This is a genomic window from Microbacterium paraoxydans (assembly GCF_019056515.1).
Taxonomy (GTDB): Bacteria; Actinomycetota; Actinomycetes; order Actinomycetales; family Microbacteriaceae; genus Microbacterium.
Genome location: NZ_CP064873.1, coordinates 1,297,091 through 1,324,010 on the forward strand (window position 1 = coordinate 1,297,091; position 26,920 = coordinate 1,324,010).

At 71.5% G+C, this 26,920-nt stretch carries 24 protein-coding genes; 14 read left to right on the forward strand and 10 right to left on the reverse strand.

The window, feature by feature from the left end; translation table 11 throughout:
• Positions 1–2: 2 nt before the first annotated feature.
• A complete protein-coding gene (aroA, locus tag IZR02_RS06080; protein WP_025103062.1) occupies positions 3–1,319 on the reverse strand; it encodes a 3-phosphoshikimate 1-carboxyvinyltransferase in 1,317 nt (438 codons plus the stop codon).
• A gap of 123 nt (positions 1,320–1,442) precedes the next feature.
• Between aroA and IZR02_RS06085 the strand changes: the two genes are divergently transcribed.
• The 3 genes from IZR02_RS06085 to IZR02_RS06095 are packed head-to-tail and all read left to right on the forward strand — an operon-like array spanning position 1,443 to position 3,639.
• Positions 1,443–2,048 (forward strand): sigma-70 family RNA polymerase sigma factor, encoded by a 606-nt coding sequence (locus tag IZR02_RS06085; RefSeq protein WP_200839056.1) that lies wholly within the window; start codon positions 1,443–1,445, stop codon positions 2,046–2,048.
• Positions 2,045–2,290 carry a zf-HC2 domain-containing protein gene (locus tag IZR02_RS06090; RefSeq protein ID WP_025103064.1) on the forward strand — a complete coding sequence of 82 codons (246 nt, stop codon included), beginning with the start codon at positions 2,045–2,047 and terminating at the stop codon, positions 2,288–2,290. The genes IZR02_RS06085 and IZR02_RS06090 overlap by 4 nt, the downstream gene beginning before the upstream one ends.
• 47 nt (positions 2,291–2,337) lie before the next feature.
• Entirely contained in the window at positions 2,338–3,639 is a 1,302-nt protein-coding gene (locus IZR02_RS06095; protein ID WP_025103065.1) for a GNAT family N-acetyltransferase, read from the forward strand.
• 62 nt (positions 3,640–3,701) lie between these two features.
• On the opposite strand, the gene IZR02_RS06100 is transcribed toward IZR02_RS06095, so the two are convergent.
• Complete coding sequence (locus tag IZR02_RS06100; RefSeq protein ID WP_025103066.1) at positions 3,702–7,385, reverse strand: multifunctional oxoglutarate decarboxylase/oxoglutarate dehydrogenase thiamine pyrophosphate-binding subunit/dihydrolipoyllysine-residue succinyltransferase subunit; 3,684 nt, start codon at positions 7,383–7,385, stop codon at positions 3,702–3,704.
• A gap of 161 nt (positions 7,386–7,546) precedes the next feature.
• Here IZR02_RS06100 and IZR02_RS06105 point away from each other — a divergent pair, with 161 nt between their 5' ends.
• From IZR02_RS06105 to IZR02_RS06115, 3 genes are all read left to right on the forward strand, one after another.
• Positions 7,547–9,001, forward strand: a complete 1,455-nt coding sequence (locus IZR02_RS06105; RefSeq protein WP_025103067.1) for a GuaB1 family IMP dehydrogenase-related protein — start codon at positions 7,547–7,549, stop codon at positions 8,999–9,001.
• Positions 9,002–9,114: 113 nt separating this feature from the next.
• On the forward strand, positions 9,115–10,434 hold the full coding sequence (locus tag IZR02_RS06110) for a hemolysin family protein (protein WP_025103068.1): 1,320 nt from the start codon (positions 9,115–9,117) through the stop codon (positions 10,432–10,434).
• Complete coding sequence (locus IZR02_RS06115; protein WP_217316580.1) at positions 10,431–11,492, forward strand: hemolysin family protein; 1,062 nt, start codon at positions 10,431–10,433, stop codon at positions 11,490–11,492. Before IZR02_RS06110 ends, IZR02_RS06115 begins: the two co-directional genes overlap by 4 nt.
• 59 nt (positions 11,493–11,551) lie before the next feature.
• On the opposite strand, the gene IZR02_RS06120 is transcribed toward IZR02_RS06115, so the two are convergent.
• Positions 11,552–12,619, reverse strand: coding sequence for an NADH:flavin oxidoreductase/NADH oxidase (locus tag IZR02_RS06120; protein WP_025103070.1), 1,068 nt, complete (start codon positions 12,617–12,619; stop codon positions 11,552–11,554).
• 56 nt (positions 12,620–12,675) lie between these two features.
• Between IZR02_RS06120 and IZR02_RS06125 the strand changes: the two genes are divergently transcribed.
• Genes IZR02_RS06125 through IZR02_RS06145 form a run of 5 tightly spaced genes read left to right on the forward strand, consistent with a single transcriptional unit; the run spans position 12,676 to position 16,932 of the window.
• Complete coding sequence (locus tag IZR02_RS06125; RefSeq protein WP_025103071.1) at positions 12,676–13,506, forward strand: NAD(P)H-hydrate dehydratase; 831 nt, start codon at positions 12,676–12,678, stop codon at positions 13,504–13,506.
• Complete coding sequence (locus tag IZR02_RS06130) at positions 13,503–14,741, forward strand: hypothetical protein (protein WP_036292375.1); 1,239 nt, start codon at positions 13,503–13,505, stop codon at positions 14,739–14,741. The genes IZR02_RS06125 and IZR02_RS06130 overlap by 4 nt, the downstream gene beginning before the upstream one ends.
• A gap of 4 nt (positions 14,742–14,745) precedes the next feature.
• The gene (locus IZR02_RS06135) at positions 14,746–15,078 is read left to right on the forward strand and encodes a thiamine-binding protein (RefSeq protein ID WP_025103073.1); all 333 of its coding nucleotides are present in this window, start codon (positions 14,746–14,748) and stop codon (positions 15,076–15,078) included.
• 9 nt (positions 15,079–15,087) lie between these two features.
• Complete coding sequence (locus tag IZR02_RS06140; RefSeq protein ID WP_025103074.1) at positions 15,088–16,317, forward strand: MFS transporter; 1,230 nt, start codon at positions 15,088–15,090, stop codon at positions 16,315–16,317.
• 9 nt (positions 16,318–16,326) lie between these two features.
• Entirely contained in the window at positions 16,327–16,932 is a 606-nt protein-coding gene (locus IZR02_RS06145) for an NUDIX domain-containing protein (protein ID WP_025103075.1), read from the forward strand.
• Positions 16,933–16,938: 6 nt separating this feature from the next.
• Here IZR02_RS06145 and metX read toward each other — a convergent pair whose 3' ends face one another.
• Both metX and IZR02_RS06155 read right to left on the reverse strand, forming a co-directional pair.
• Positions 16,939–18,144 (reverse strand): homoserine O-acetyltransferase MetX, encoded by a 1,206-nt coding sequence (gene metX / locus IZR02_RS06150; protein ID WP_025103076.1) that lies wholly within the window; start codon positions 18,142–18,144, stop codon positions 16,939–16,941.
• 104 nt (positions 18,145–18,248) lie between these two features.
• Complete coding sequence (locus tag IZR02_RS06155; protein ID WP_025103077.1) at positions 18,249–19,571, reverse strand: bifunctional o-acetylhomoserine/o-acetylserine sulfhydrylase; 1,323 nt, start codon at positions 19,569–19,571, stop codon at positions 18,249–18,251.
• A 160-nt stretch (positions 19,572–19,731) separates the two neighbouring features.
• On the opposite strand from IZR02_RS06155, the gene IZR02_RS06160 reads away from it, so the two are divergent.
• The 3 genes from IZR02_RS06160 to IZR02_RS06170 are packed head-to-tail and all read left to right on the forward strand — an operon-like array spanning position 19,732 to position 21,849.
• Entirely contained in the window at positions 19,732–20,514 is a 783-nt protein-coding gene (locus tag IZR02_RS06160) for an SDR family oxidoreductase (protein ID WP_025103078.1), read from the forward strand.
• Complete coding sequence (locus IZR02_RS06165) at positions 20,511–21,230, forward strand: uracil-DNA glycosylase (protein ID WP_025103079.1); 720 nt, start codon at positions 20,511–20,513, stop codon at positions 21,228–21,230. The genes IZR02_RS06160 and IZR02_RS06165 overlap by 4 nt, the downstream gene beginning before the upstream one ends.
• Positions 21,231–21,234: 4 nt before the next feature.
• Positions 21,235–21,849 (forward strand): GNAT family N-acetyltransferase, encoded by a 615-nt coding sequence (locus tag IZR02_RS06170; RefSeq protein WP_025103080.1) that lies wholly within the window; start codon positions 21,235–21,237, stop codon positions 21,847–21,849.
• An 86-nt stretch (positions 21,850–21,935) separates the two neighbouring features.
• Here the strand turns inward: IZR02_RS06170 and IZR02_RS06175 are convergent, their stop codons facing one another.
• The 5 genes from IZR02_RS06175 to IZR02_RS06195 are packed head-to-tail and all read right to left on the reverse strand — an operon-like array spanning position 21,936 to position 26,859.
• Positions 21,936–22,724: an ABC transporter ATP-binding protein gene (locus IZR02_RS06175; RefSeq protein ID WP_025103081.1), complete on the reverse strand. Its 789-nt coding sequence runs from the start codon at positions 22,722–22,724 to the stop codon at positions 21,936–21,938.
• The gene (locus IZR02_RS06180) at positions 22,721–23,512 is read right to left on the reverse strand and encodes an ATP-binding cassette domain-containing protein (RefSeq protein ID WP_025103082.1); all 792 of its coding nucleotides are present in this window, start codon (positions 23,510–23,512) and stop codon (positions 22,721–22,723) included. The genes IZR02_RS06175 and IZR02_RS06180 overlap by 4 nt, the downstream gene beginning before the upstream one ends.
• Positions 23,509–24,378: an ABC transporter permease gene (locus IZR02_RS06185; protein ID WP_025103083.1), complete on the reverse strand. Its 870-nt coding sequence runs from the start codon at positions 24,376–24,378 to the stop codon at positions 23,509–23,511. Before IZR02_RS06185 ends, IZR02_RS06180 begins: the two co-directional genes overlap by 4 nt.
• Positions 24,375–25,325, reverse strand: coding sequence for an ABC transporter permease (locus IZR02_RS06190; protein WP_025103084.1), 951 nt, complete (start codon positions 25,323–25,325; stop codon positions 24,375–24,377). The genes IZR02_RS06185 and IZR02_RS06190 overlap by 4 nt, the downstream gene beginning before the upstream one ends.
• A gap of 16 nt (positions 25,326–25,341) precedes the next feature.
• Positions 25,342–26,859 carry an ABC transporter substrate-binding protein gene (locus IZR02_RS06195; protein ID WP_025103085.1) on the reverse strand — a complete coding sequence of 506 codons (1,518 nt, stop codon included), beginning with the start codon at positions 26,857–26,859 and terminating at the stop codon, positions 25,342–25,344.
• Positions 26,860–26,920: the final 61 nt, after the last annotated feature.

The following is a 26,920-nucleotide window of genomic DNA, read 5'->3' on the forward strand; positions in this document are numbered from 1 at the left end:
CGTCAGCCTCGCAGCATCCGCTCCCAGAGCATGGTGAACTCCGGGAGGGTCTTGGCGGTGGTGCCGATGTCGTCGATGACCACGTCGGGGACGCGGAGGCCGATCAGCGCGCCGGTCGTCGCCATCCGGTGGTCGTGGTGCGCGGCCCAGGTGCCGCCCCGGAGTGGACCGGGAACGATGCGGATGCCGTCGGGGAGCTCCTCGGCGGTTCCGCCGAGCGCGCGCAGGTTCCCGACGAGCGCCGCGATCCGGTCGGTCTCGTGAAGACGGATGTGGCCGATGCCGCGGATGGTCGTGGGGCCGTCGGCGAAGGCCGCGAGACCGACGAGGGTCGGCGTCAGCTCGCTGGCGGCGGAGAGATCGAGATCCAGTCCGCGGATTCCGGAACCGGCCCGCACGGTGAGCACGCCGCCGTGACGGCTGACGTGTGCACCCGCTGCCTGCAGGATCTCGGGGAGCATCGCTCCGGGCTGGGTCGAGTGCGCCGGCCAGCCGGTGATCGCGACGGAGCCTCCGGCGACGAGGGCCGCCGCCAGGAACGGGGCGGCGTTGGAGAGATCCGGCTCGATCGGGATCTCCTTGGCGCGGGGGACTCCGGCCTCCACCAGCCATTCGCCCACCGCGGGGCGCTCGATGCGGATGCCGCGGCGGCTCAGGGCCTCGATGGTCATGTCGATGTGCGGCAGGCTCGGCAGCCGCTCGCCCGTGTGCACGAGGTGCAGGCCGACGTCGAAGCGTGGGGCCGCGAGCAGCAGCCCGGACACGAACTGGCTGGAGGCCGACGCGTCGATCTCCACGCGACCGCCGCGGATGTGGCCGTGGCCGCGGATGGTGAACGGGAGGGCCCAGGTGCCCTCGTCGTCGATGTCGACGCCGAGGTCGCGCAGGGCGCTGATGAGCCCGCCCATGGGCCGGTGCAGAGCCGTCTCGTGCGCGGTGAGTTGGACGTCCTGTTCCGCGAGGCCGGCCAGCGGTGCGATGAAGCGCATGACGGTCCCGGCCTGGCCGCAGTCGATCGTCGTGCCGCCGCGGAGCTTGCCGGGCGTGATCACGAGGTCGGGACCGAACTCATGACCGGCGTCGACCTCCTCGATGCCGACGCCGAGCGCGCGGAGGGCCTCCACCATGCGCTGCGAGTCGTCGGAGTGCAGCGGCGCGATCAGGCGGCCGGGGCCGTCCGCGATTGCCGCGATGAGGAGCTCGCGGTTCGTGAGGGACTTGGAGCCGGGGATCGTGAGCTCGGCGTGCACCGGGCCGTCGATCGTGGGCGCGGGGTAGGCGCCCTGCACACGGGTGGGGGAATACCTTTTGGCGCTCATCGGTTCTCACCTTAGTAAACGCAACGCCGTCCTCGTGAGAGGCGGCCCCCGTGCGAAGGGAAGAGGATGCCTGCGACGCTGGAACGCGAGGTGATCGACCTCAGCCGCCTAGACTGGCCGGTGATGGACGACACCGCAACCGCAGCCACCGTCGGCGACCCTCGGCGCGAGTTCGAGGAGCAGGCGCTCCCCTTCATGGACCAGCTCTACGCCGCCGCGATGCGCATGACGCGCAATCCCGCTGACGCTGCCGATCTCGTGCAGGAGACCTTCGTCAAGGCCTACGGCTCGTGGTCGACCTTCGCGCAGGGCACGAACCTCAAGGCGTGGCTGTACCGCATCCTCACCAACACGTACATCAACATCTACCGCAAGCGGCAGCGCGAGCCCTTCCAGGGCACCATCGACGAGCTCGAGGACTGGCAGCTCGGCGGCGCGGAGTCGACCACCGCTTCGCACAGCCGGTCGGCAGAGGCGGAAGCCATCGACCGCATGCCGGCGTCGGTCGTGAAGGACGCCCTGCAGGCGGTTCCGGAGGACTTCCGGCTCGCGGTGTACCTCGCCGACGTCGAGGGCTTCGCGTACCAGGAGATCGCCGACATCATGAAGACCCCCATCGGCACCGTGATGAGCCGTCTGCACCGTGGCAGGCGGATGCTGCGGGAGCTGCTGGCCGACTACGCCGCGGAGCGGGGAATCGCCGCGGCTGACCCGAGGAGCAAGAAATGAGCGACTGCGGCTGCGACAAGGCCCGTCAGGATCTGGAGGAGTACCTCCGCAACGAGGTGTGCAAGACCGAGCACGCCGAGATCCGCGAGCACCTGGAGAACTGCCCGGCGTGCCGGGACGAGGCTCTGGTGGCGACGACCCTCACCGAGGTCATCGCCCGCGCCTGCAAGGAGACCGCTCCGGAGGAGCTGCGCGACCAGGTGTTCGCCCGGCTCCGCGAGGTCCAGGCCGCGCAGCACTGAGCGCCCCCGGGGCGCGGAGCGTCGGAGACCGCCCGTAGGCTGTGTGCATGGCCCTCATCGATGCGCGCGGGATCCCCGCTGACCAGACGTCCGTCGACCGCCTCGCGGGGGAGGGCCTCGAGTACCGGGTCCTCGATACGACGGATTCCACGCGCGTCGCCGCCTTCCAGAGGGCGATGGCCCGCGGGTTCCTCGGCGCCGACCCCTCGGAGGCGGCTCGTGAGGAGGGCGTGGGCACGCTGAGGAGCCGGCGCAACATCGGCGTCTACGAGCCCGACGCCCCGGCCGACCGCTTCCCGGTGGCGACCATCGACTCCTGGGTGACGCCGCTGACGATCCCCGGCGGCGAGATCGGGATGTGGGCGATCAGCGGGGTCACCGTGGCCGGCACGCACCGCCGCCGTGGCATCGCGCGCGCCCTGCTGGAGGGCGAGCTGCGCGCCGCCGTCGATGCCGGCCTCCCCGTCGCGGGCCTCACGGTGTCCGAGGCGACGATCTACGGCCGGTACGGCTTCGGCTCCGCCGTCCCCGTGGCGCGGTTCACCGTGGATGTGCGCCGCGCCGGCTGGGCGGGCCCCGTCCCGGCCGGCCGCGTGGAGTACCTCGAGCGCGAGGAGCTCGCCGAGGCGCTGGCGGAGGCGCACGAGCGCGCCCGTACCGCGCGGTCCGGTCAGGTCCCGGGGTGGGCGGCCCGCTGGGCGGGCATCAGCGGGCTCGCGAGCACCGACACCGACCGGGATCGGGTGCGCGGCGTCCGCTATCGCGACGAGTCCGGTCAGGTGCGCGGCGTGATGGCCTTCCACCTCAGCGAGCGCGGCGGCACGTTCCGGTTCGCAGCGCACGTGCGCCTGCTCGTCGGCGAGACGGCGGAAGCGACGGCTGCGCTCTGGCGGTTCGCGCTGCAGCACGACCTCGTCGACGAGGTGACCGCCGATCTCCGACCGCTCGACGACGCCCTGCCGTGGCTGGTCGCGGACCCGCGCGGCGTCACACAGGAGGTGCACGACCACGGTTGGCTCCGCGTCCTGGATGTCCCCGCCGCGCTCACGGCCCGGACCTACGCCGCGCCCCTGGACACCGTGCTCCGCATCGAAGACGCCCTGGGATTCGCCGCGGGCACCTGGCGCCTGCACTTCGACGCGGAGGGGCGGGCGCACATCGAGGATGCTCCGGGCGCCGAGGCGGACCTCGTCCTCGACGTCTCCGCGCTCTCGTCGATCTACGCCGGCAGCATCCGCGTCGCCGCGCTGCACGGAGCGGGCCGGATCTCGGGCCCGGTCGACGCGGTGGAGGCACTGGACCGTGCGTTCGTCGCCTTCCCGGCGCCGTCCCTCGACATCTGGTACTGACCCGCGGACCGAGAAGGGCGCCCCGGCCGGAGCCGGGGCGCCCTTCGTCGTCAGAGAGGCGGTCAGCCCAGGGTGACCGCCGCGCGGATGAGCGCGGCCTGCTCGGTCGCGTGCACCTTGGACGAGCCCGTCGCCGGCGAGGCCGACGCCGGACGCGAGACCGGGCGGAACGAGCGGTCGCCGGGGACGTCCGCGAAGGCCAGAGCCAGGAACGGCCACGCGCCCTGGTTCTCCGGCTCCTCCTGCACCCACACGAGCTCGGCGTTCGGGTACGAGTCGGTGATCTTCTTCAGCTCGTCGATGGGCGTCGGGTAGAGCTGCTCCAGACGCACCAGGGCGATCTCCGGGTTCGGGTTCTTCTCCAGCTCGGCGCGGAGGTCCCAGTGCACCTTGCCGCTGTGCACGAGCACGCGCTTCACGGCGGAACGGTCGAGACCGCGGTCGTCGTCGAGGACCGGCTCGAAGCGGCCCCCGGTGAACGCCTCCACCGGGCTCGTCGCGCCGCGCAGGCGCAGCATGGCCTTCGGCGTGAACACGATGAGCGGCTTGCGCGGGCGGGCGTAGGCCTGCCGGCGCAGCAGGTGGAAGTGCGACGCGGGGGTCGACGGACGGGCCACGATCATGTTGTCCTGCGCGCACAGCTGCAGGAACCGCTCGATGCGCGCGGAGGAGTGGTCCGGTCCCTGGCCCTCGTAGCCGTGGGGGAGCAGGAGCGTGACGCTGGACTGCTGACCCCACTTCTGCTCCGCGGCGGAGATGTACTCGTCGATGACCGACTGGGCGCCGTTGACGAAGTCGCCGAACTGCGCCTCCCACAGCACCAGGGCCTCTGGCGCCTCCACGGAGTAGCCGTACTCGAAGCCGAGCGCGGCGTACTCGCTGAGCAGCGAGTCGTAGACGAAGAAGCGGCCCTGCGCGTCGGACAGGTTCGACAGCGGCAGCCACTCCTGGCCGTTCGCACGGTCGTGGAGCGCGGCGTGCCGCTGTACGAAGGTCCCGCGGCGCGAGTCCTGGCCGGCGAGGCGCACCGGGGTGCCCTCGACCAGAAGCGAGCCGAAGGCGAGCAGCTCGCCGAAGCCCCAGTCGATGTTCCCGTTGCGGCTCATGTCGAGGCGCTTCTCCAGCAGCTGCTGGATCTTCGGGTGCACCGTGAAGCCCTCGGGCTTGTTCACGAACGCGTCGCCGATGAGGCGGATGACCTCGGCGGGGACACCGGTGACCTCGGGGGCTCCGACCTGGTCCTCGACCTGCGGGGCCTCCTCGGGGGCGATCGGGGTCGCGCCGGTCTCGGCGGCGTGCGTCTCGGCGAAGGCGATCTCCAGACGGTTCTGGAAGTCGGCCTTGGCCTCGTCGTACTCCTCCTCGGTGATGTCGCCGCGACCGACGAGGGACTCCGTGTACAGGCGGCGGACGGAGCGCTTCGCCTGGATGAGGTCGGTCATCAGCGGCTGCGTCATCGAGGGGTCGTCGCCCTCGTTGTGCCCGCGTCGGCGGTAGCAGACGAGGTCGATCACGACGTCGCGGTGGAAGCGCTCGCGGTACTCGAACGCGAGCTGCGCGACGTGGATGACCGCTTCGGGGTCGTCGCCGTTCACGTGGAAGACCGGAGCCTGGATCGTCTTGGCGACGTCGGTGGCGTAGACCGAGGTGCGGGCGTCGCTCGGCGTCGTGGTGAAGCCGACCTGGTTGTTGACGACCACGTGGATCGTGCCGCCCGTGCGGTAGCCGCGCAGCTGGGACATCTGCAGGGTCTCGACGACGACGCCCTGGCCGGCGAAGGCCGCGTCGCCGTGGACGAGGATGGGCAGCCAGGCGAAGGTGCCGATGGGCTTGCGGTCCTGCTTGGCGCGGACGATGCCCTCCAGCACGCCGTCGACCGTCTCCAGGTGGGAGGGGTTGGCGGCGAGGTACACCGGCAGCGCGGAGCCGTCGTCGGCGACGAACGTGCCCTCGGTGCCCAGGTGGTACTTCACGTCGCCCGAGCCGCGCTGGTTGCCGGGGGTCTGCGTGCCCTCGAACTCGCGGAAGACCTGGCCGTACGTCTTGCCGGCGATGTTGGTGAGCACGTTCAGGCGGCCGCGGTGGGCCATGCCGATCGCGGCGCCCTCCAGCCCGGCCGTGGCCGCGCCCTGGAGGATCTCGTCGAGGAGCGGGATCAGCGACTCGCCGCCCTCGAGCGAGAAGCGCTTCTGGCCGACGAACTTCGTCTGCAGGAAGGTCTCGAAGGCCTCGGCCTCGTTGAGCTTGCGCAGCACGCGCAGCTGCTCGTCATGGCCGGGCTTCTGGTACTTGACCTCGACCTTCTCCTGGAACCAGCGGCGCTGCTCCGGGTCCTGGATGTGCATGTACTCGATGCCGAGAGTGCGGCAGTACGAGTCGCGCAGCACGCCGAGGATGTCGCGGAGCTTGGCGACGCGGCGTCCGCCGAACCCGCCCGTGACGAACTCGCGGTCGAGGTCCCAGAAGGTCAGGCCGTGGCTCTCGATCTCCAGGTCGGGGTGCGAGCGCTGACGGTACTCGAGCGGGTCGATGTCGGCCATGAGGTGACCGCGCACGCGGAAGGAGTTGATGAGCTCCTGCACGCGCGACTGCTTGTCGACGCGCTCGGCGAGGTCGACCGCGATGTCGGGGTTCCAGCGGATGGGCGCGTACGGGATGCGCAGCGCCGCGAAGATGTCGTCGTAGAAGCCCCGCTGCCCGATGAGCAGCTCGTGCACCTTCTTCAGGAACTCGCCGGAGCCGGCGCCCTGGATGACGCGGTGGTCGTAGGTGCTCGTGAGCGTGATGGTCTTGCCGATCGCGAGCTCGTTGAGCGTCTTGTCGCTCGCGCCCTGGAACTCGGCGGGGTACTCGAGGGCGCCGGCGCCGATGATGCAGCCCTGGCCCTTCATGAGACGCGGGACCGAGTGCACCGTGCCGATGCCGCCCGGGTTGGTGAGCGAGACCGTGGTGCCCTGGAAGTCGGCGGCGGTGAGCTTGTTGGCGCGGGCGCGGGTGACGAGGTCCTCATAGGCGGCGAGGTACTCGGTGAAGGTCATGGTGTCGGCACGCTTGATGCTCGGGACCATGAGGGCGCGGGTGCCGTCCGGCTTCGGCAGGTCGATCGCGATGCCGAGGTTGACGTGCGCCGGGGCCACGACGGAGGGCTTGCCGTCGATCTCGGCGTAGAAGACGTTCTGGCTGCGGAACTCGTCGAGGGTGCGGATGAGCGCCCAGCCGATGAGGTGGGTGAAGCTGACCTTGCCGCCGCGCGTGCGGGCCATGTGGTTGTTGATGACGATGCGGTTGTCGATCATCAGCTTGGCCGGGACCGTGCGGACGCTCGTCGCGGTGGGGACGGTGAGCGATTCGTCCATGTTCGCGGCGAGGGTCTTCGGCAGACCGCGCAGCGGGGTGACCTTGTCCTCTTCGGACGGCTGCTGCGTCTCCTTGGACTCCTGCTTCGGCTTCGGCGCCTGGGCGGGGATCGGCGCGGCCGCCGCCGGCTTCGCGGTGGTGCGGGCGACGGGCTGTGCTCCGATCACGGGGATGGGAGCGGTCACGGGGTGCGCCGGGGCCGCGGTCGCGGCGGGAGCGGCAGCGCCTCCGGCGGCCGTGGTCTCGGAGTGGTACTTCTCCAGAATGGGCCACCACTCCTTGTCGACCGAGTCGCGGTTCTCCTTGAACTGCTCGTAGAGCTCTTCGACGAGCCAGGAATTGGCTCCGAACCCCCCGTCGCCACCGACGCCGGTCACCTGGTTCGACACGCTCTATCGCCCTCTTTCATCGCTGAAGATCTCCGATGCGGACGCACGACGCAGGATGCGCTCGGGCCCGCACACTCTCGACCACCAAGCCTAACCTGTTTCGACCGAGGAGACGTCGAACAGCACGACCCGTGGCGCGCCGATCTGGGTACCGTGGAGACATGGAGTTCTCAGGTGCGCAGCCGACCGTCGATCTGACCTACTCGGACGTCTTCCTGGTGCCGCGCCGCTCGGCCGTCACCAGTCGCCTCCAGGTCGATCTCGCTCCGCACGACGGCACCCCGGCGACGCTGCCGCTCGTCGCCGCGAACATGAACTCGGTGACCGGGCCGCGGATCGCCGCCGTGCTCGCGCGCCGAGGGGCGCTGGGCGTGCTGCCGCAGGACCTCCCGCTCCAGGAGCTCGACGCCGCGATCCGCGACGTGAAGGGGCAGCCGGTGCTCTGGGACACGCCGCTCGTGCTGCCCCCGGAGGCGACCGTCGCCGACGCCCTCCGCCTGCTCCCCGCCGCCCGCGGCCACGGCATCGTCGTGGCCTCCGGCGCGGCGCCGATCCCCGTCGACCGCATCGTCGGGGTGCTCCCGGCCACCCGTCTCGCGACCGCGCTGCCCGACGCGCAGCTCGGCGACCTCGTGCACCGGGGCACGCCGTCCATCGACGCGGACGACATCGGCTCCGAACGGCACGCCTTCGACGTCATCACCGAGGCGGACGTCGAGGTCGTCACGGTCGTCCACCACGGCCACCTCGTCGGGACGCTGAGCGCCCGCAGCGCCCTCCGCGCCACGCTGTACCGGCCGGCCGTGGACGCCGACGGGCGCCTCGCCGTCGCCGCGGCGGTCGGCATCAACGGCGACGTCGGGGCGAAAGCGAAGGCGCTCGCGGCGGCCGGGGTGGACGTGCTCGTCGTCGACACCGCGCACGGCCACCAGGAGGGCATGCTCCGGGCGCTGCAGGAGGTCGCGTCCCTAGGGCTCGGGCTCCCCATCGTCGCGGGGAACATCGTCACCGCGGACGGCGTGCGGGATCTCGTCGACGCGGGTGCCTCGATCCTCAAGGTCGGCGTCGGACCAGGGGCGATGTGCACGACGCGGATGATGACGGCGGTCGGTCGTCCCCAGTTCTCCGCGGTGCTGGAGACCGCGCAGGCCGCCGCCGAGGCCGGAGCGCATGTCTGGGCCGACGGCGGGGTGCGCTACCCGCGGGACGTCGCCCTCGCGCTCGCGGCCGGTGCGGCCTCCGTCATGGTCGGCTCCTGGTTCGCCGGGACGATCGAGGCCCCGGGGGAGCTCCAGCGCGACGCGGACGGGCGCCTGTTCAAGGAGTCGTGGGGGATGGCCTCGACCAAGGCCGTGCAGGCGCGGTTCGGTCGGCTCGATGCCTACGAGCGCGCGCGCAAGGAGCTGTTCGCCGAGGGCATCTCCTCCTCCAAGATCTACCTCGACCCGCTGCGCCCGGGAATCGAGGACCTGCTCGACATGATCACGTCGGGCGTGCGGTCGTCCTTCACCTACGCCGGGGCCGCGACCGTGCCGGAGTTCCACGACCGCGCTCTCGTCGGACTGCAGTCGGCGGCGGGCTACGAGGAGGGCAAGGCGCTGCCGGTCAGTTGGTGATCACCTGCCGCGACCACAGTCCGCTTCTGTAGAATCGAGCGCACTATGGACGACCCTCCCAGTTGCCGAACATTGCCCCACCGTCCCGTTCTCTCCCCGGAGAGGAAGATCTGATGGACTACATCATGTTGGGCGTGGGGCTTCTGCTCACGGTCGGCACCGGCCTCTTCGTCGCGAGCGAGTTCGCCCTCGTGAACCTCGACCGCGCGGATCTGGAAGCGCGGCAGGCGCGAGGCGAGTCCCGCCTCTCCCTGACGATCAGCGCCCTGCGGCACACCTCGACGCACCTCTCCTCCGCGCAGCTCGGCATCACGCTGACCACGCTGCTGACCGGATACACGATGGAACCGGCGCTGTCCAACCTCCTGCGCCCCACGCTCGTCGCCTGGAGCATCCCGGAAGCCGCCGTCGCTCCCATCGCGACCGTGGTGGCGATGTTCGTCGCGACGGTGCTCTCGATGATCCTCGGCGAGCTCGTCCCGAAGAACTTCGCGCTGGCGCTGCCCCTGGCCACGGCGAAGCTCGTCGTGCCGTTCCAGATCGCCTTCACGACGGTGTTCAAGCCGGCGGTGGTCGTGCTCAACGGCAGCGCCAACGGGGTGCTGCGCAGCATGGGCATCGAGCCCAAGGAGGAGCTCTCCGGCGCCCGTAGCGCGGAGGAGCTCTCCTCCCTCGTGCGACGGTCGGCGAGCGCCGGAGTGCTGGAGGCCGACACCGCGACGCTGCTGGACCGCACGCTCACGTTCTCGCGGCTCACCGCGGCCGACGTCATGACGGCGCGCCCGAGCATGCACGCGATCGCCGCCGGCGACTCGGTCGACGACGTGATCCAGCTGGCGCGGCGCACCGGCCACAGCCGCTTCCCGGTCTTCGACGAGGACCTCGACGACATCACCGGCGTCGTGCATCTCAAGGCCGCCATCTCGGTGCCGCGGGAGCGCCGGGCCGAGGTGCCCGTCGGTGCTCTCGCGACCGATCCGCTGCGCGTGCCGGAGACCGCCCACGTCGACGCGCTGATCTCCGACCTCCGCGGTCGCGGATATCAGCTCGCGGTCGTCGTGGACGAGTACGGCGGGACGGCGGGGATCGTGACGCTGGAGGACCTCGTGGAGGAGCTGGTCGGCGAGGTGTCCGACGAACACGACCGGACGAGGGCCGGCATCATCCGCAACCGCGACGGGGTGACCTTCCCCGGCGAGCTGCGTCCGGACGAGCTGCGCAGCCGCGCAGGCGTCGAGGTGCCGGAGGGCGATGTGTACGACACGGTCGGCGGCTACGTCATGAGCGTCCTCGAGCGGGTGCCGGTCGTCGGCGACGAGGTGCCCCTGGAGAGCGGCACGCTGCAGGTGGTCCGCATGGACGGCCGCCGCGTGGATCGGGTGCGCTACGTCCCGAGACCGGATGCCGTCGTCATCGAGGGGGTGTCCCTGTGAGCGATTGGGGAGGCCTCGCCTGGCTCGTCGTCCTGCTGGCGGCGAACGGATTCTTCGTCGGCGCCGAGTTCGCGGTGATCTCCGCGCGGCGTTCCCAGATCGAGCCGAAGGCGGAGCGCGGCTCGCGTCCGGCCAAGACGGCGCTGTACGCAATGGAGCACGCGACGCTCATGCTCGCGACCTCGCAGCTCGGCATCACGATCTGCTCGCTGCTCATCCTGAACGTGTCCGAGCCCGCCATCCACCACCTGCTCGCCGTGCCGCTGCACGCGCTGGGCTGGTCGGACGGCGCGGTGGACGTCGTGTCGTTCACGATCGCGCTGCTCATCGTGTCGTTCCTGCACGTCGTGTTCGGCGAGATGGTGCCGAAGAACCTCGCGTTCTCGATTCCGGACCGGGCCGTGCTGCTGCTGGCGACGCCGCTGGTGTGGGTGTCGAAGGTGTTCATGCCGGTGATCTGGCTGCTGAACGCGGCGGCGAACGGCGTGCTGCGCCTCTTCAGGGTGGAGCCGAAGAACGAGGCGGCGTCGACGTTCACGCTCGACGAGGTGGCGACCATCGTCAACCAGTCGCGCCGCGAGGGCGTGCTCATGGACACCGCGGGCACGGTGACGGCCGCGGTCGAGTTCACCGACAAGAAGGCGCGCGACGTGGCCGTTCCGCTGAGCGACCTCGTCACGCTGCCGCAGACGACCACGCCCGACGACATCGAGAAGGCGGTGGCCCGCTACGGGTTCTCGCGCTACGTGATCGTCGACGACGAGGACGTCCCGATCGGCTACGTCCACCTCAAGGACATCCTGCGGGCCTCGGAGGGCCCGGATGCCGAGGCCAAGGTGCTCGAGCCGATCCCCGGCAAGCGCATCCACCACATGGTGCCCGTGCAGGAAGACACCGATCTGGAGGACGCGCTCGCCGTCATGCGACGGGCGGGTCGCCACCTCGCCAAGGTCCGCGACGCCCGCGGGGAGACCACGGCCGTGCTGTTCCTGGAGGACATCCTCGAGGAGCTCGTCGGCGAGGTGCAGGACGCGACCCGTCGCGTCCGCGGCCACTGACATCCGGATACGCGAAGGCCGCCGGCTCCCTCGGGGACCGGCGGCCGTCGTCGTGGGCGTCAGCGCCAGTGCGCCCGCTCGTACTGCGGCGGCCAGGCGACCTCGTCGCCCAGCTCGTGCGCGGCCCGGAGCGCGAAGTGCGGGTCGCGCAGCCACTCCCGTCCGGCGAAGATCGCGTCGGCCGCCCCGTCGGCGAGCACCTGCTCGGCCTGGGCGGCGGCGGTGATGAGGCCCACGGCCGACACCGGGATCCGCCCGCCCTGGCGGACGGTCTCGGCCAGCGGGACCTGGTAGCCGGGGGAGACGCTGATGCGCTGGTGCGCGACGAGGCCGCCGCTGGAGACGTCGATGAGGTCGGCGCCGCGCGCGGTCGCCCAGCCGCCGACCGTCGCGGCCTCCTCGGGCGTGAACCCGCCCTCGGCGTGATCCGTCGCCGAGATCCGGACGAAGACCGGCACGCCCTCGCCGGCCGCGTCGCGCACCGCGTCCACGACGCGCAGCAGCAGCCGGGCCCGGTTCTCCAGCGAGCCGCCGTACTCGTCCTCGCGGAGGTTCGACAGCGGCGACAGGAACTGGTGCAGGAGGTAGCCGTGGGCACCGTGGATCTCGATGACGTCGAAGCCCGCCTCGAGCGCCCGACGGGTCGCCGCGGCGAACCCGTCGACCACGCGGTCGATGCCCTCCGCGTCCAGCGCGACCGGCGCGGCGAACCCCTCGTAGGCCACCGCGGACGGGGCGGTGGTCGTCCACCCGCCCGCGGCGGCGGGGACCGAGCCGCGCTCGTCGGCCCAGGGCCACCAGGTGGAGGCCTTCCGCCCCGCGTGCGCGAGCTGGATGCCCGCGGCGGCCCCGCGGTCGTGGATCGCTCGGACGATCGGGCCGAGGGCGTCGCGCTGGGCGTCGTCCCACAGCCCGAGGTCGCGCGGGGAGATGCGCCCCTCCGGCAGGACGGCCGTGGCCTCGGCCACGATGAGCCCGGCGCCGCCCGAGGCGAACTGCGCGAGGTGGGTGTGGTGCCACTCCTGCGCCACGCCGTCGACGGCGCTGTACATGCACATGGGGGAGACCCAGAGGCGGTTGCGGAACGTGGTGGACCGGATGGTCAGCGGGGAGAAGAGAAGACTCACCGTTCGACGGTACCGCCGACGCGGACGGGACAGGGCCGTCGGGCTAACGTGGAGTCATGAGCGACGTGCGCGAGTGGACCCGCAGCGACGCGGCGCGGTTCTTCCGCGCGCCGACCGCCGAGGACGACAAGTACTCGCGGGGCGTCGTGGGCATCCGCACCGGATCGGCCGCCTACCCCGGCGCGGCGGTGCTGGGCGTCGAGGCCGCCTGGCGCACCGGTGCCGGATTCGTCCGCTACATCGGCGCGCCGTCGGCGGTGGCGGCGGTGCTCGCCCGGCGCCCGGAGACCGTCGGCGGGCCGGATGCCGGACGCACGCGGATCGGCGCCTGGGTGATCGGCTCCGGGACCGATCCGGACGACCGGAGCGCCGCGGAGGCGCAGGCGCTCCGGGAGATCGTCGACGGCGACGTCCCCGTGGTCATCGACGCCGGAGCGCTCGATCTGGCGCCGACCGCCCGCGCCCCGTTCGTCGCCACGCCGCACGGCCGCGAGTTCGCGCGGCTGCGCGAGCGTGTCGGCATCGACGGGACCTCGGACGACCTCGCCGACGTCCGCGACGTGTCCGCCGCGATCGACGGCGTGGTGCTGCGCAAGGGCGCGCGCACCGTCCTCGCCGCACCTGACGGCACGCTCATCGCCGTCGAGGCGGGGACCGGCTGGCTCGCGACGGCCGGGACGGGGGACGTGCTGGCCGGGATCGTCGCCGCCGTGATCGCCGCGAATCCGGACGGCCCGCTCGTCGAGTCCGCCGCGGCGGCCGTCTGGCTGCACGGGCACGCCGCCCGCCTCGCCGCCGCGGCGACCGGGGGTGCGAGCGGTCATCCGATCGTGGCGCTCGACGTCGCGGAGGCGCTGCCCCGCGCAGTCGCGGACCTCCTGTCGTGAGGACAACGGCCCGGGGGAGCGTGCTCGCGCTGTGGATCGCCTTCCTCCTCGTCCACGTCCTGACCGCATGGATGGGCTGGGTCTACCCGAGCCAGCCCATGGGGGACGTCGTGCTGGTCTACGAGCCCTGGGCGACGGCCGCGTGGAGCGGCGGGGAGATCGTGGGTGTCACGGAGTCCTGGGTGTATCCGCAGCTCGCGCTCCTGCCGATGATACTCGCGGCCGTGCTCGCCGCCCCATTCCTCCCGCTGCTCGGCGTCTCCGGCGCCTACCTGATCGGGTGGGTGCTGCTGGTCACGGTGCTCGACGCCGTCGCCTTCGCCGTCCTCGTCGGGCGTGGACACGTGCGGTCGCGGCGCACCGCCGCGTGGTTCTGGTGCGCCGCGCTGCTGCTCCTCGGACCCATCGCGCTGTACCGCATCGATGCCGTCACCGTGCCGATCGCCGTCGTGGCCGGCCTCTGGCTGGCGACCCGCCCGACCATCGCCGCGGCGCTGCTGGCCATCGGCGCCTGGATCAAGATCTGGCCCGGTGCGCTCCTCCTCGCGGCGGTCGTGGCCGGGAGGGCGCGGCTGCGGATGCTCCTGGCCGCCGCGGTCGTCACCGCCGGTGTGGTGGTGGTGCTCCTGCTGCTCGGTGCCGACACCGAGATCCTCGGCGTCCTCACCGCGCAGACGGGCCGGGGACTCCAGATCGAGGCGGTCGCCGCGACGCCGTTCCTCTGGATGGCCGTGACGGGGGCCGCCCGCATCGAGTACAGCTACGACATCCTCACCTTCCAGATCGTCGCGCCGGGCGCGGAGGCCCTCGCGACGATCCTCACCCCGCTCCTGGTGCTCGCCGCCGCCGTCGTCACCGGCGTCGGCGGGGTCAAGGCCGTCCGTGGGGCGTCGTTCGCGCGACTCTTCCCGCCGCTGGCCCTGCTCCTGGTGACGGTGCTCATCGCCCTGAACAAGGTCGGCTCGCCGCAGTTCCAGACCTGGCTGCTCGCCCCCGTGATCCTGTGGCTCGTGCTCGACCGCCGCCGGGCGCGCACCGCCGCCGCCCTCGTGCTCGCCCTGTGCCTGCTCACCTGTCTCGTGTATCCGCTGAGCTATGACGGGCTGCTGCGTGCCGAAGCCGCCCCCGTCCTGCTGCTCACGATGCGCAACGTCCTGCTCGTCGTCCTCGCCGCCGTGAGCGCCGTCGCGCTCGCGCGGGTCCCCGCCGTCCGTCGTCCCCGAACCCAGGAGTGAACCCATGCTGATCGCCTTCTCCGTCGCCCCCAGCGGCACGCCCGCCGACGGTGCCGAGCGCACCGATGCCTCCGTGCACGACGCGGTCGCCGCGGCCGTGCGCGTCGTCCGCGCGTCGGGCCTCCCGCACCGCACGACGAGCATGTTCACCGAGATCGAGGGGCCCGACTGGGACACCGTCATGGACGTGGTCAAGCGCGCGACCGAGGCGGTGATGCCGTTCGGCTCCCGGGTGTCGCTCGTCCTCAAGGCGGACATCCGCCCCGGGTACACGGGAGAGCTCGACGCCAAGGTCGAGCGCCTGGAGGCGGCGATCGAGGAGTCCGACGACCGGTAAGCTGAACCGGTGAATCCCTCGACACCTTCGAGGGGTGCGGCGAAGTGGGCGCTCCTCTCCCTCGCCATAGGCAGTTTCGGCATCGGCATGACCGAGTTCGTGGTCATGGGCCTGCTGCCGAACATCGCCGCCGACCTCCTCCCGTCCGTCTGGGCGTCGAGCCAGGAGGAGGCACTGAGTCAGGCCGGCTGGCTGATCTCGCTGTACGCACTCGGCGTGGTCATCGGCGCCCCGACCATCGCCGGCTTCGTCGCCCGCTATCCGCGGCATCGGGTGATGATCGTGCTCGCCCTCGCGCTGACCGTCTTCAACGCCCTCACCGTGGTGCTGCCGACGTTCGAGCTCGTCGGGGTCTCGCGCTTCCTCGCCGGACTCCCGCACGGCGCCTACTTCGGCATCGGCGCGCTGGTCGCCGCCGACGTGATGGGGCCGGGAAACCGTGCCAAGGGCGTCGCGTTCATCCTCACCGGTCTCACGGTCGCCAATGTCGTCGGCGTGCCGCTGGGCACCTTCCTCGGCCAGGAGTGGGGCTGGCGGGCCGCCTTCGCGGTCGTCGCGCTCGTCTTCGCGCTCGCCACCGTCTTCATCGCGCTGTTCGTGCCCGCGCACCCGGGGAACCCCGGACGCACGATGCGAGCGGAGCTCGGGGTGTTCCGCATCGGTCAGGTCTGGTTCACGCTCGGCGTCGGGGCGATCGGCTTCGGCGGGTTCTTCGCCGTCTACAGCTACATCGCCCCGCTCGTGACGGAGGTGGCCGGATCGCCGGACTGGGTCGTGCCGATCGTGCTCGTGCTCATGGGGCTCGGCATGACGGGCGGGAACCTCGTCGGCGGTCATCTGGCCGACATCGACCTCCGTCGGACGCTGCTGCTGGGCCTCGCCGCGATGGCCGTCGTGTTCGCCCTCCTCGCCGTGCTCTCGTTCTGGATCGTGAGCCTGAGCCTCGTGGTCGTCCTCGTCGGGTTCGTCTCGTCCGTGCTCAGCCCGACGATCCAGACGCGGTTGATGGACGTGGCCGGCGACAACCAATCCATCGCGGCGGCCATGAACCACTCCGCTCTGAACATCGGCAACAGCCTCGGCGCCTTCCTCGGCGGCATCGTGATCGCGATCGGCTGGGGCTTCACGGCACCGGCGTGGACCGGGGCGGTGCTCGCGGTGGCCGGACTCCTCATCGCCCTGGTGTCGTACCGCGTGGAGGCACGGCGGGTCGCGCAGACGCCGGTCCTCGCGTCGTAGAGTGACGGGGTGACCGCTCCCGACGACGACCTCCCGCTCGCCGGAACCGTCGTGCTGCTGCGCCCGAGTCCCGGTGGCTTCGAGGTGCTGCTGCTGCGCCGTCCGTCGCGGGGCTCCTTCGCGGACGCCTGGGTGTTCCCCGGGGGGAAGGTCGAGCCGGAGGATCGGCGGGCGGGCGCGGCGGACGTCGAGGACGCGCGCCGGGCCGCCGCCCGGGAGACCGCGGAGGAGGTCGGACTCGTCGTCGACGACCTGGTGCCTCTGTCGGAGTGGCGCCCGCCCGCGGAGGCGCCCGTGCGGATCCGCACCTGGTTCTTCCTCGCCCTCGCGCCGGACGTCGAGCCGTCGCCTGCCGCCGACGAGGTCGTCGAGCTCGCCTGGGTGTCACCGGACGCGGCCTTCGAGCGGCACGCGGCAGGGGAGTGGCGGCTCTTCCCGCCCACCTGGCTCACGCTGCACCGGCTCTCCGCCTTCACCGACGTCGAGGCCGCGCTGGCCTCCGGCGGGGCGGTCGAGCTGTTCCAGACGGAGGTGCGCGACGGGGGTCGGGCGTTCGGCTGGGCGCAGGGGACCCTCCACGCCCACACCCTGCCGTGGCGGTTCGACCCGGCCTGACGCGGGTCAGGCGTCGAGCACGCGCCGCAGGTGCGTGCCGACGGCCTCGGTCTCGATGAGGAACCCGTCGTGGCCGAAGTCGCTCGTGAGCACCACCGCCTCGCCGTCGAGCACGTTCCGGATGCTCCGGGCGATCCGCTGCTGACCGTCGACGGGGAAGAGGCGGTCGCTGTCGATGCCGAGGACGAGGGTCGTCGCGGTCACCGCCTTCAGGGCCTCCTCCACGCCGCCGCGGCCCCGGCCGACGTCGTGCGAGTTCATGGCCTCGACGAGGGTGATGTAGCTGTTGGCGTCGAAGCGGCGCGTGAACTTGTTCCCGTGGAAGTCGAGGTAGGACTCGACGGCGAAGCGTCCGCCGTGGCCGAGCGGCGACACGTCCGACTGCCAGGAGCGCTGGAACCGCTGGTTGAGTTCGATCGGGCTGCGGTAGTTCAGCAGCGCCATGCGGCGGGCGAGGGCCAGGCCGCGGTGCGGGCCGTCGCCGTCCGCGAGGTCGTAGTACTCGCCGCCCTGGAAGCGCGGGTCCATGCGGATGGTCTCGAGCTGCACGGTGTTGAGCGCGATCTGGTCGGCGGTGGTGACCGGAGGCGAGGAGAGCACGGCGAGGCGCTGCACGCGGTCCGGCTGCGCCACGGCCCACTCGAGCGCATGCATGCCACCCATCGAGCCGCCGATCACCGCCGCCCAGCTGTCGATGCCGAGCGCGTCGGCCAGGCGCACCTGCGCGGCGACCTGGTCGCGGATGGTGAGGTAGGGGAAGCGCGACGCCCACTCGTAGCCGTCCGGGGCGATGCTCGCGGGGCCGGTCGATCCCTGGCAGCCGCCGAGCATGTTCGGCGCGATCACGAACCACTCGTCGGTGTCGAGGGGCGCACCGGGGCCGACGACGTCCTCCCACCAGCCGGCGGTCGGGTGGCCGGCACCGGCGTCTCCACGCACGTGGCTGTCCCCGGTGAGGGCGTGCAGGACGAGCACGGCGTTGTCGCGTGCGGCGTTGAGCTCGCCCCAGCTCTCGTACGCGAGGCGGATGCCGGGGAGCCGGGCTCCGCTCTCCGTGTCGAAGGCGCCGAACGCGGCGAACCGGCGGCCGCCGACGGGGTCGCCGTCGCGCCAGGCGCCGGTGGCCGGTGGCCGGGCACGGAGCAGCCGGACGTCGGCCTCCGTCACCGGTGCCGACGGCACCGTGTCCTCGGAGGTCGTCTGCCAGTCCATGTCTCCATTCTCGCCTGGCCGGTCGGTCCCGGCCCGCAGGTTACGACACCGGGGACGACGAAGGCCCCGGACCGTGCGGTCCGGGGCCTACGCGGAGAGGGTGCTCAGGCGCGCGCGGCCTCGGAGACGGCGCGGGCGGCGGCGAGCGCCTGGTCGAGATCGGCCTTGAGGTCCTCGATGTTCTCGAGTCCCACGGACAGGCGCACGAGGCCGGGGGTCACGCCCGCGGTGAGCTGCTGCTCCGGGGTGAGCTGGGCGTGCGTCGTGGAGGCCGGGTGGATGACGAGCGAGCGCACGTCGCCGATGTTGGCGAGGTGGCTGAACAGGGAGAGGCTGTTGACGAACTCGCGTCCGGCCTCGACACCGCCCTTGAGTTCGAACGACAGCACGGCGCCGACACCCTTCGGGGCGTACTCGTTCGCCTTGGCGTACCAGGGCGAGGACGGCAGGCCGGAGTAGTTGACCGCGGCCACGTCGTCGCGGCTGTCCAGCCACTCGGCGATCTCCTGGGCGTTCTGCACGTGGCGCTCGATGCGCAGCGACAGCGTCTCGACACCCTGGATGAGGTTCCACGCGCTCTGCGGGGCGATGGCCGAGCCGAGGTCGCGGAGCAGCTGGACCCGGGCCTTGATGATGTAGGCGAGCGGGTCGCCGACCGCGGCCGTGTAGCTGGCGCCGTGATACGACGGGTCCGGCTCGGTGAGTCCGGGGAACTTCTCGACGTTCTCCGACCACGCGAACGAACCGCCGTCGATCACGACGCCGCCGATCGTGGTGCCGTGGCCGCCGAGGAACTTCGTGATCGAGTGGACGACGATGTCGGCGCCGTGCTCGAACGGGCGGATGAGGTACGGGGTCGCGATCGTGTTGTCGACGATCAGCGGGACGCCGTTCTCGTGCGCGATGTCGGCGACCGTGCGGATGTCGAGCACGTTGATCTGCGGGTTGCCGATCGTCTCCGCGAAGAAGAGCTTCGTGTTCGGGCGGACGGCGCGACGCCACTCCTCGGGGTCGTCCTGGTTCTCGACGAAGGTGACCTCGATGCCGAGCTTGGCGAGGGTGTACTTGAAGAGGTTGTAGGTGCCGCCGTAGATCGAGCTCGACGCGACGAAGTGGTCGCCGGCCTGCGCGATGTTGAGGATCGCGAAGGTGGAGGCGGCCTGACCGCTGGAGAGGACGAGGGCGCCGGTGCCCCCTTCGAGCGCGGCGAGGCGCTGCTCCAAAACGTCCTGGGTCGGGTTCTGGATGCGGGTGTAGATGTTGCCGAACTCGGCGAGCGCGAAGAGGTTCGCGGCATGGTCGGCGCTGTCGAACACGTAGGACGTGGTCTGGTAGATCGGGGTCGCCCTGGCCTTGGTGACGGGGTCGGGGGCGGCGCCCGAGTGGATCTGCTTGGTCTCGAAACGCCAGGTCTCGGGTGCGGACATGTGTTCCCCCTGGAACGGTCGGAAGGTCGGATGGGCTGGTGCCCTTGCAGTGAGAGTACGGAATATCGGTCCGTGTCAACAACGACCGGGAAATGTGACGTAACACGGCGAGGGGGCCGGGAACGGGCGGAACCCGCGCGGACATCGTACGGTGGAGGACATGGCCAACAGACGTGCAGTGGTGACAGGTGCGAGTTCCGGGATCGGTCAGGCGACGGTGCGGGTGCTGCGGTCTCGGGGGTGGGACGTCGTCGGCGTCGCCCGCCGTGCGGACCGGCTCGCCGCGCTGTCCGCCGAGACCGGGGCGTCGACGATCGCCTGCGATCTGACCGACGACGCGGCGGTGGCGGCGCTCCTCGGGGAGCTCGAGCGCACCGGACCCGTGCACGCCCTCGTCCAGGTCGCCGGTGGCGCGCGGGGGACCGACCGCGTCGAGGATGCCGCGCTCGCCGACTGGCAGTGGATGTACGACGCGAACGTCCTCGCGACCCAGCGCCTCGTCGCCGGACTGCTCCCGATGCTCCGTCGCACCGCGGACGTGGACGGCCATGCCGACCTCCTGTTCGTGACCTCGACGGCCGCGCAGACCGCCTACCCGGGCGGCGCGGGCTACAACGCGGCGAAGGCGGCCGAGGCGATGCTCGTCCGTGCGCTGCGTCAGGAACTGAACGGCGAGCCGCTCCGGGTGGCCGAGATCGCTCCCGGGATGGTGCACACGGAGGAGTTCACGCTGAACCGGCTCGGGGGCGACGCCGTCGCCGCGGAGGCCGTGTACTCCGGGGTCGAGGCGCCCCTTCGCGCCGAGGACGTGGCGGACGTGATCGCCTACGCCCTGGACGCTCCTGCCCACGTGAACCTCGACCTCGTCACGATGCGGCCCGTCGCCCAGTCGGCGCAGCACCTGCTCGCGCGAGGCCCGCTGCGGGTCCGGCCGGTCGAGTGAGCGGAGGACGCACCCTCGCGGAACTCGCCGACGAGGGACTGATCGACGCGGGATGGGCGGAGGCGCTGGCCCCGGTGCAGGACACCATCACGGCGCTCGGCGAACGGCTGCGCGCCGAGCAGGCGGCCGGTCACGGATACCTTCCTGCGGGGCCGAACGTGCTGCGCGCCTTCCAGCGACCACTCGCGGACGTGCGTGTGCTCATCACGGGCCAGGACCCCTATCCGACTCCCGGGCACCCGATCGGGCTGTCGTTCGCCGTGGACCGCGACGTGCGGCCGCTGCCCCGGAGCCTGACGAACATCTACAAGGAGCGGGAGGCCGACCTCGGCCTCCCGCCCGCCCCGCACGGAGACCTCACCGCGTGGAGCGATCAAGGCGTGCTGCTGCTCAACCGCGTCCTGACGGTGCGCCCCGGAGCGGCCGCCTCCCACCGCGGCTGGGGATGGGAGCAGGTGACGGAGCTCGCGATCCGCACCCTCGTGGCCCGGGAGCAGCCGCTCGTCGCGATCCTCTGGGGGCGTGACGCGGCGAACCTCCAGCCCCTTCTCGGCGACACCCCCGTGATCGCCTCCGCGCATCCGTCCCCTCTCTCCGCGAGCCGTGGCTTCTTCGGCTCCCGGCCCTTCTCCCGCGCGAACGCGCTCCTGGAGGGACTCGGCAGTGCTCCGGTGGATTGGAGGGTGGAGGGCGAGGCGTCCGGCTCTCTAAGCTGAGCGCATGCAGTTCGAGCCGGGGGACCGCCGCCGCGTTCTCCCGCGTCATCTGCGACCGGCGACAGCGCCGGACACGTTCTCCTACGTCATCAGACCGGCACGCGCGGCCGATCTGCCGCACGTGCGGGAGATCTACAACCACTTCGTCAGCAATTCGGCCGTCACCCTGGACGAGCGCCGCAGCAGCATCCCGTACTGGCGGGACAAGTTCACCCTGCTGGAGCGGCTCGGGCTGCCGTTCCTCGTGGCGGTGTCGCCCTCCGGCGCCATCCTCGGGTATGCGCTCGCGCAGCCGTGGGCGGGCAAGAACGCGTACCGGTACACGGTCGAGGACTCGATCTACCTCGGTCCCGGCGCGGCCGGCAAGGGTCTCGGGTCGGCCCTTCTGCAGGCGCTGATCGCGGCGTGCGAGCAGCGGGGGCTCCGGGAGATGGTCGCCGTCATCAGCGACCAGGGTGCGGAGGCCTCGATCCGGCTGCACGAGAAGCTGGGCTTCGTGGAGGCCGGTCGCATGGGGCGCGTCGGCCACAAGTTCGGCCGCGACCTCGGCACCGTCTACCTGCGCCGGGTGCTCCGCCCATCCCGCCCTCGCCGTCGCCTCTCGCTCTTCCCGCGCTGACCCCTCGCCCCACCCCTTGCGTGCCTCCCACCCCGTTGCGGGCGCACGCAACGGGCCGGGGCGGCCGCAAAGGGGTGGGTCGGCGATCAGGCGTCGGGGATGACGGGGATCGCGGAGAGCAGCGTGCGGGTGTAGTCGGCGGTCGGGTGGAGCAGCACGTCACGGGTCGGACCGCGCTCGACGATGCGGCCGTCCTTCATGACGACGACCGTGTCGCAGAGGTTCTGCACCACGCCGATGTCGTGTGACACGAGCAGCAGCGTGAGCTCGTCCGCGACTCGGAGTTCCGCGAGCAGCTCGAGGATCTGCGCGCGCACCGTGACGTCCAGCGCCGACAGCGGCTCGTCGCCCACGAGGATCCGCGGACGATGGACGAGCGCGCGGGCGAGAGCGATCCGCTGCCGCTGCCCGCCGGAGAACTCGTGCGGATAGCGATCGCCCATCTCCGGGTCCAGGCCGACCCGGGCGATGACCTCGCGCACCCGTGCCCGATGGTCGCCGTCGATGCCGAGGGCCCACAACGGCTCCCGCACGATCTGCCCCGCCGTCATCCGGGGGTCGAGCGAGGCATAGGGATCCTGGAAGACGAGACCCGTCTGCCGGCGCAACCAGTGCAGCGATCGCGCGGAGGCGCCGGCGTCGACGAGCCGACCGTCCACCGACACGGTGCCCGCGGTCGGTCGGTCGAGGCCCAGCAGGAGTCGCACGAGCGTCGACTTCCCCGAGCCGGACTCGCCGATGATCCCCAGGGAGGCGCCCTCGGGCACGTCGAGGTCGGTCGGCTGGAGCGCCGTCTGCCGCCGCGTGCGCTCGAACGCCGTCCGCTTCGGCACGACGAAGTCCCGTCGCAGCCCGCGCGCTTCGATGAGGCTCATGCCTCTCCTCCCTCGGGCCGCCACAGCGTCGCGGTCGCGTCCCGCAGCAGCCCCTGCGTGACAGGAGAGGTCGGCGCGGTCAGCAGCCGCGACACCGGTGCGCTCTCGACGACCCGACCGTGCTCCAGCACGACTCCCTCGGTCGCCACCTGGGACAGCACCGCGAGGTCGTGCGTGATGAACAGGAGCGACATGCCCTCGTCGGCGACGAGCCCGAGCAGCAGCGACAGGATCTCGGCCTGGATCGTCACGTCGAGGGCCGTCGTGGGCTCGTCCGCGATCAGCAGCCGCGGACGGCAGGCGAGGGCCATCGCGATCGCGACGCGCTGCCGCTGGCCGCCGGAGAGCTGGTGCGGATACCGGTCGACGATGGTCTCCGGGTCGGGGAGTCGCACGCGGGCGGCTTCCGCGATCGCCCGGTCACGGGCCTCGCGCCGGCCCAGGCCTTCGTGGATGCGGATGGACTCCGCGATCTGGCGGCCGACCGTCCGGATCGGGTTGAGCGCCGTCCGGGGTTCCTGGAACACGATGCCGATGTCGTCGCCGCGCAGCCGGGCGAGTTCACGGTCCGGCATCCCGATCAGCTCGGTGCCGTCCCACCGGATGCTCCCGCGTGCCGTCGCCCCCTCCGGCAGCAGCCCGAGCGCGGCGAGCGCCGTGAGGGACTTGCCGGAGCCCGACTCGCCGATCACCCCGAGGCGGGTGCCGTCGGGGACCTGGAGCGAGACGCCGTCGACCACGCGGCGTCCGTCGATCTCGATGACGAGATCCTCGACCGTCAGACTCATGCGACCACCGCCGGTGTGTGCGTCTCGGCGGCACGGTGCCGCAGGGTGGGGTCCGTGGCTTCGCGGAGCCCGTCGCCGAGCAGGTTGAGGGCGAGCACGGTCAGGGTGATCGTGAGCCCGGGCCAGATCACGGTGAGAGGGTGCACGCCGATGTAGCGCTGGAGATCCGCGAGCAGCAGCCCCCAGCTCGGTTCGACGACCGAGGCCCCGAAGCCGAGGTACGACAGGCCGGCCTCCGCGAGGACGGCCACGGCCATCGACCACGAGAGCTGCACGATGAACACCGGAGCCACGTTCGGGAGGAGGTGGCGGACGAGGCTCTGCGCGGGGGTGAGGCCGGACGCGCGCGCGGCGAGCACGAAGTCGCTCTGCTGCACGCGGCGCAGCTCCGGCCGCGTGACCCGTGCGATGTTCACGCCGAACCCGATCCCCACCGCCCAGATCACGACCCAGAGCGATCCGCCCCACACCGACGAGATCATCATCGCGATCAGCAGCACGGGGAAGGCGATGAGGATGTCGACGAACACGGCGACCGTCTCCCGCACGAGCCGGGTGGTCAGGGCGCCGAGGGCGGCGAGGGCGATGCCGACGACGGTGGCCACGAGTCCCGCGCCGACACTGACGAAGACCGTGGTCCGCGCCCCCGCCATGAGCAGGCTCAGGATGTCGCGTCCGGTGTCGTCCGTCCCGAGCAGGTGCGGCCAGCCCGGCGGCAGCCAGCGGTCGCCGATGTCCGAGGCCCGCGGGTCGAACGGCGTCCAGAAGAGGGACACGACGGCCGCCAGGGCGACGATGGCGATGACGATCAGTCCGAAGCGGCCGGTCGAGGTCCGCCAGAGCCGAGGGAACCAGCGCGCGCTCATGCGGCCTCCCGCTGTCGAGGGTCGATCGCCCGGTGCAGCAGATCCACGAGGAAACCGACCACCAGCACGAAGCCGGTCAGCACGAGCAGCTCGCTCTGCACCTTGACCAGGTCGCGGGTGCCGACGTCGGTCACGAGCATGCGGCCGATGCCCGGAAGCGTGAACAGCTGCTCGATCACGACCGAGCCGACGATGATCCCGGCGACCTGGAGGCCGAGGACCGTGATGATGGAGAGCCCGACCGCCGGGATGCCGTGCTGGATGAGGGCGCGGGTCTTCGTCAGACCCTTGGCGGCCGCGGTGCGGACGAAGTCCTGTCCGGCGGCCTGCAGGGTGGCGCTGCGCACGAAGCGCATGAGCATGGCGCCCTCGACGATGCCGATCGTGAGGGCGGGCAGCAGCAGCGCCTCGATCGCTCTACCCGGTGTCGACCACCCGGTGCGGGGGAAGCCCTGGGGCGGCAGCCAGCCGAGCCACACGGAGAACACGACGATCAGCATCATGCCCGCCCAGACGACGGGGACGGCCGCGAGAGCCTGCGCGCCCACGCTGAGCGCCGTGCCGTCGCGGTGGCCACGACGCAGGGCGGCGAGGATCCCGAACGGCACGGCGATGAGCACGGCGATCACCAGCGACATGATCCCGAGCGGAACCGTGACCTGTGCCTTCAGCAGCAGCTCCTCGCCGACGGAGGCGCCGGACAGCAGCGACGTGCCCAGGTCGCCGCGGAGGATGCCGCCGATCCAGTCGGCGTACTGCGCGAGCAGAGGCTGGTTCAGCCCCAGCGACTCCCGCAGCGCCTCGACCTCGGCGGGGGAGGCCTGGGTGCCGGCGATGAGCTGGGCCACGTCGCCGGGGAAGACGCGCAATGTGAGGAAGATGAGCGCGCTCGACACGAGGAGCCCTGCGATCAGCAGGACTCCTCGGACGAGCGCGTAACGCAGCACGGAGCGTCGACCGTCGTCAGCTCGCGGCGGAGACGGTCACACCCGCGAGGTTGATGCGCGAGTTGATCGAGTCCTCCGGGAACCCGCTGACGACCGGATTCACGGCGGTGATGGTCTGACCGTTGTAGAGCCAGTCCGCCGCGTGGTCCTCGGAGACGATCCGGGCCGCCTCTGCGAGGAGCTTCGCGGAGGCCTCGGGATCGACCTCGGCCAGCGCCTGCGTGTAGAGGTCCTGCACCTCGGCGTTGTCGTAGCCGAAGTAGTAGTCCGGGTTGGCGAAGTTGCCGAAGTCCCGCGGCTCGACATGCAGGACGAAGCTGAGGTCGTAGTCCTTGTTGGTGTACACGTCCTCGAGCCAGGTCGGGAACTCCACGGAATCGACCTCGAGGTTCACACCCACCTTGTCGAAGTCCGAGATGAGCACCTTCGGGACGGTGGTGCCGTAGAACGACGGGATCGTCAGCGTGAGGTCGAGGTCTTCCTGGCCGGCCTCGGCGAGCAGCTCCTTGGCCCGCTCGGGGTCGTAGGAGATGACGTCGGAGAGGTCCTCGTAGCCGGGGTCGAGCTCGGGGATGGGGCCGTACAGCGGGGTACCGGCGCCGACGGCCTCGATGAGGGCCTCATGGTCGATCGCCAGGCGCAGGGCCTCGCGCACCCGGACGTCGTCCAGCGGCGCCTTCTTGTTGTTGAAGGCGAGCGTGGCCTTGTCGGTCGTGCGGCCCGTGGTGAGCGTGAAGTCGCCCGAGTCCTCGAGCTGCGGAGCCAGGTTCGGGTCGACGGCGGTGAGGACGTCCACGTCACCGGCGAGAGCCGCGTTCACTCCGGCCGTGAAGTCGGGGATGTACTGGAACTCGACCTCGGCCACGCCGGCCGGGTCGCCCCAGTAGTCGTCGTTGCGGGCGAAGGTGATCGTGCTGCCCTTGTTCCAGCGCGTGAGGGTGAACGGTCCTGTGCCGTTCTCCGCGGTCTTCAGGTCGGTGGTGTCGCCGTCCTTGAACACGAGCCCGGCGGGGCCGGTGAGGGCGAAGAGGAAGTTCTGGTTCGGCTCGGACAGCACGATCTCGACGGTCGTGTCGTCGGGAGCCGAGATCGAGGAGACGGACGCGAACTCCGCGTTGCCCTGCACCGTGTCATCGGTGCGGACGGTCTCATAGGAGGAGACGACGTCGGCCGCCGTCAGGGGCGAGCCGTCGTGGAAGGTGATCCCGTCGTTGAGGGTGAAGGTGTACGTGAGGCCGTCGTCCGACACCTCGTACTCCGAGGCGAGCCGCTCCACGATCTCGTTCTCCTGGGTGCGGCTGACCAGTCCCTCGTAGATGTTGTCGATGAGGATCTGCTCCAGCGCGGCACCGCTGGTGTGCCGGATGTCGAGGTTGGTGGGCTCGAGCACGAGACCGACGTGCAGGGTGGCGTCGGGGTCGGGCTCGCCGCCCGTGGACGGGGCAGGCTCGGCGGAGCCGGAGCAGGCGCTGAGGATCACGGCGGTGGCCGCGAGCGCGGAGATCAGCGCGAGGCGTCGATGACGTCGGAACATGGGTGTTTCCTCTCGGTGCGGCAGGTGCTGTGTGCCGGTGGGACGAGCCTAGGGTCGGGCG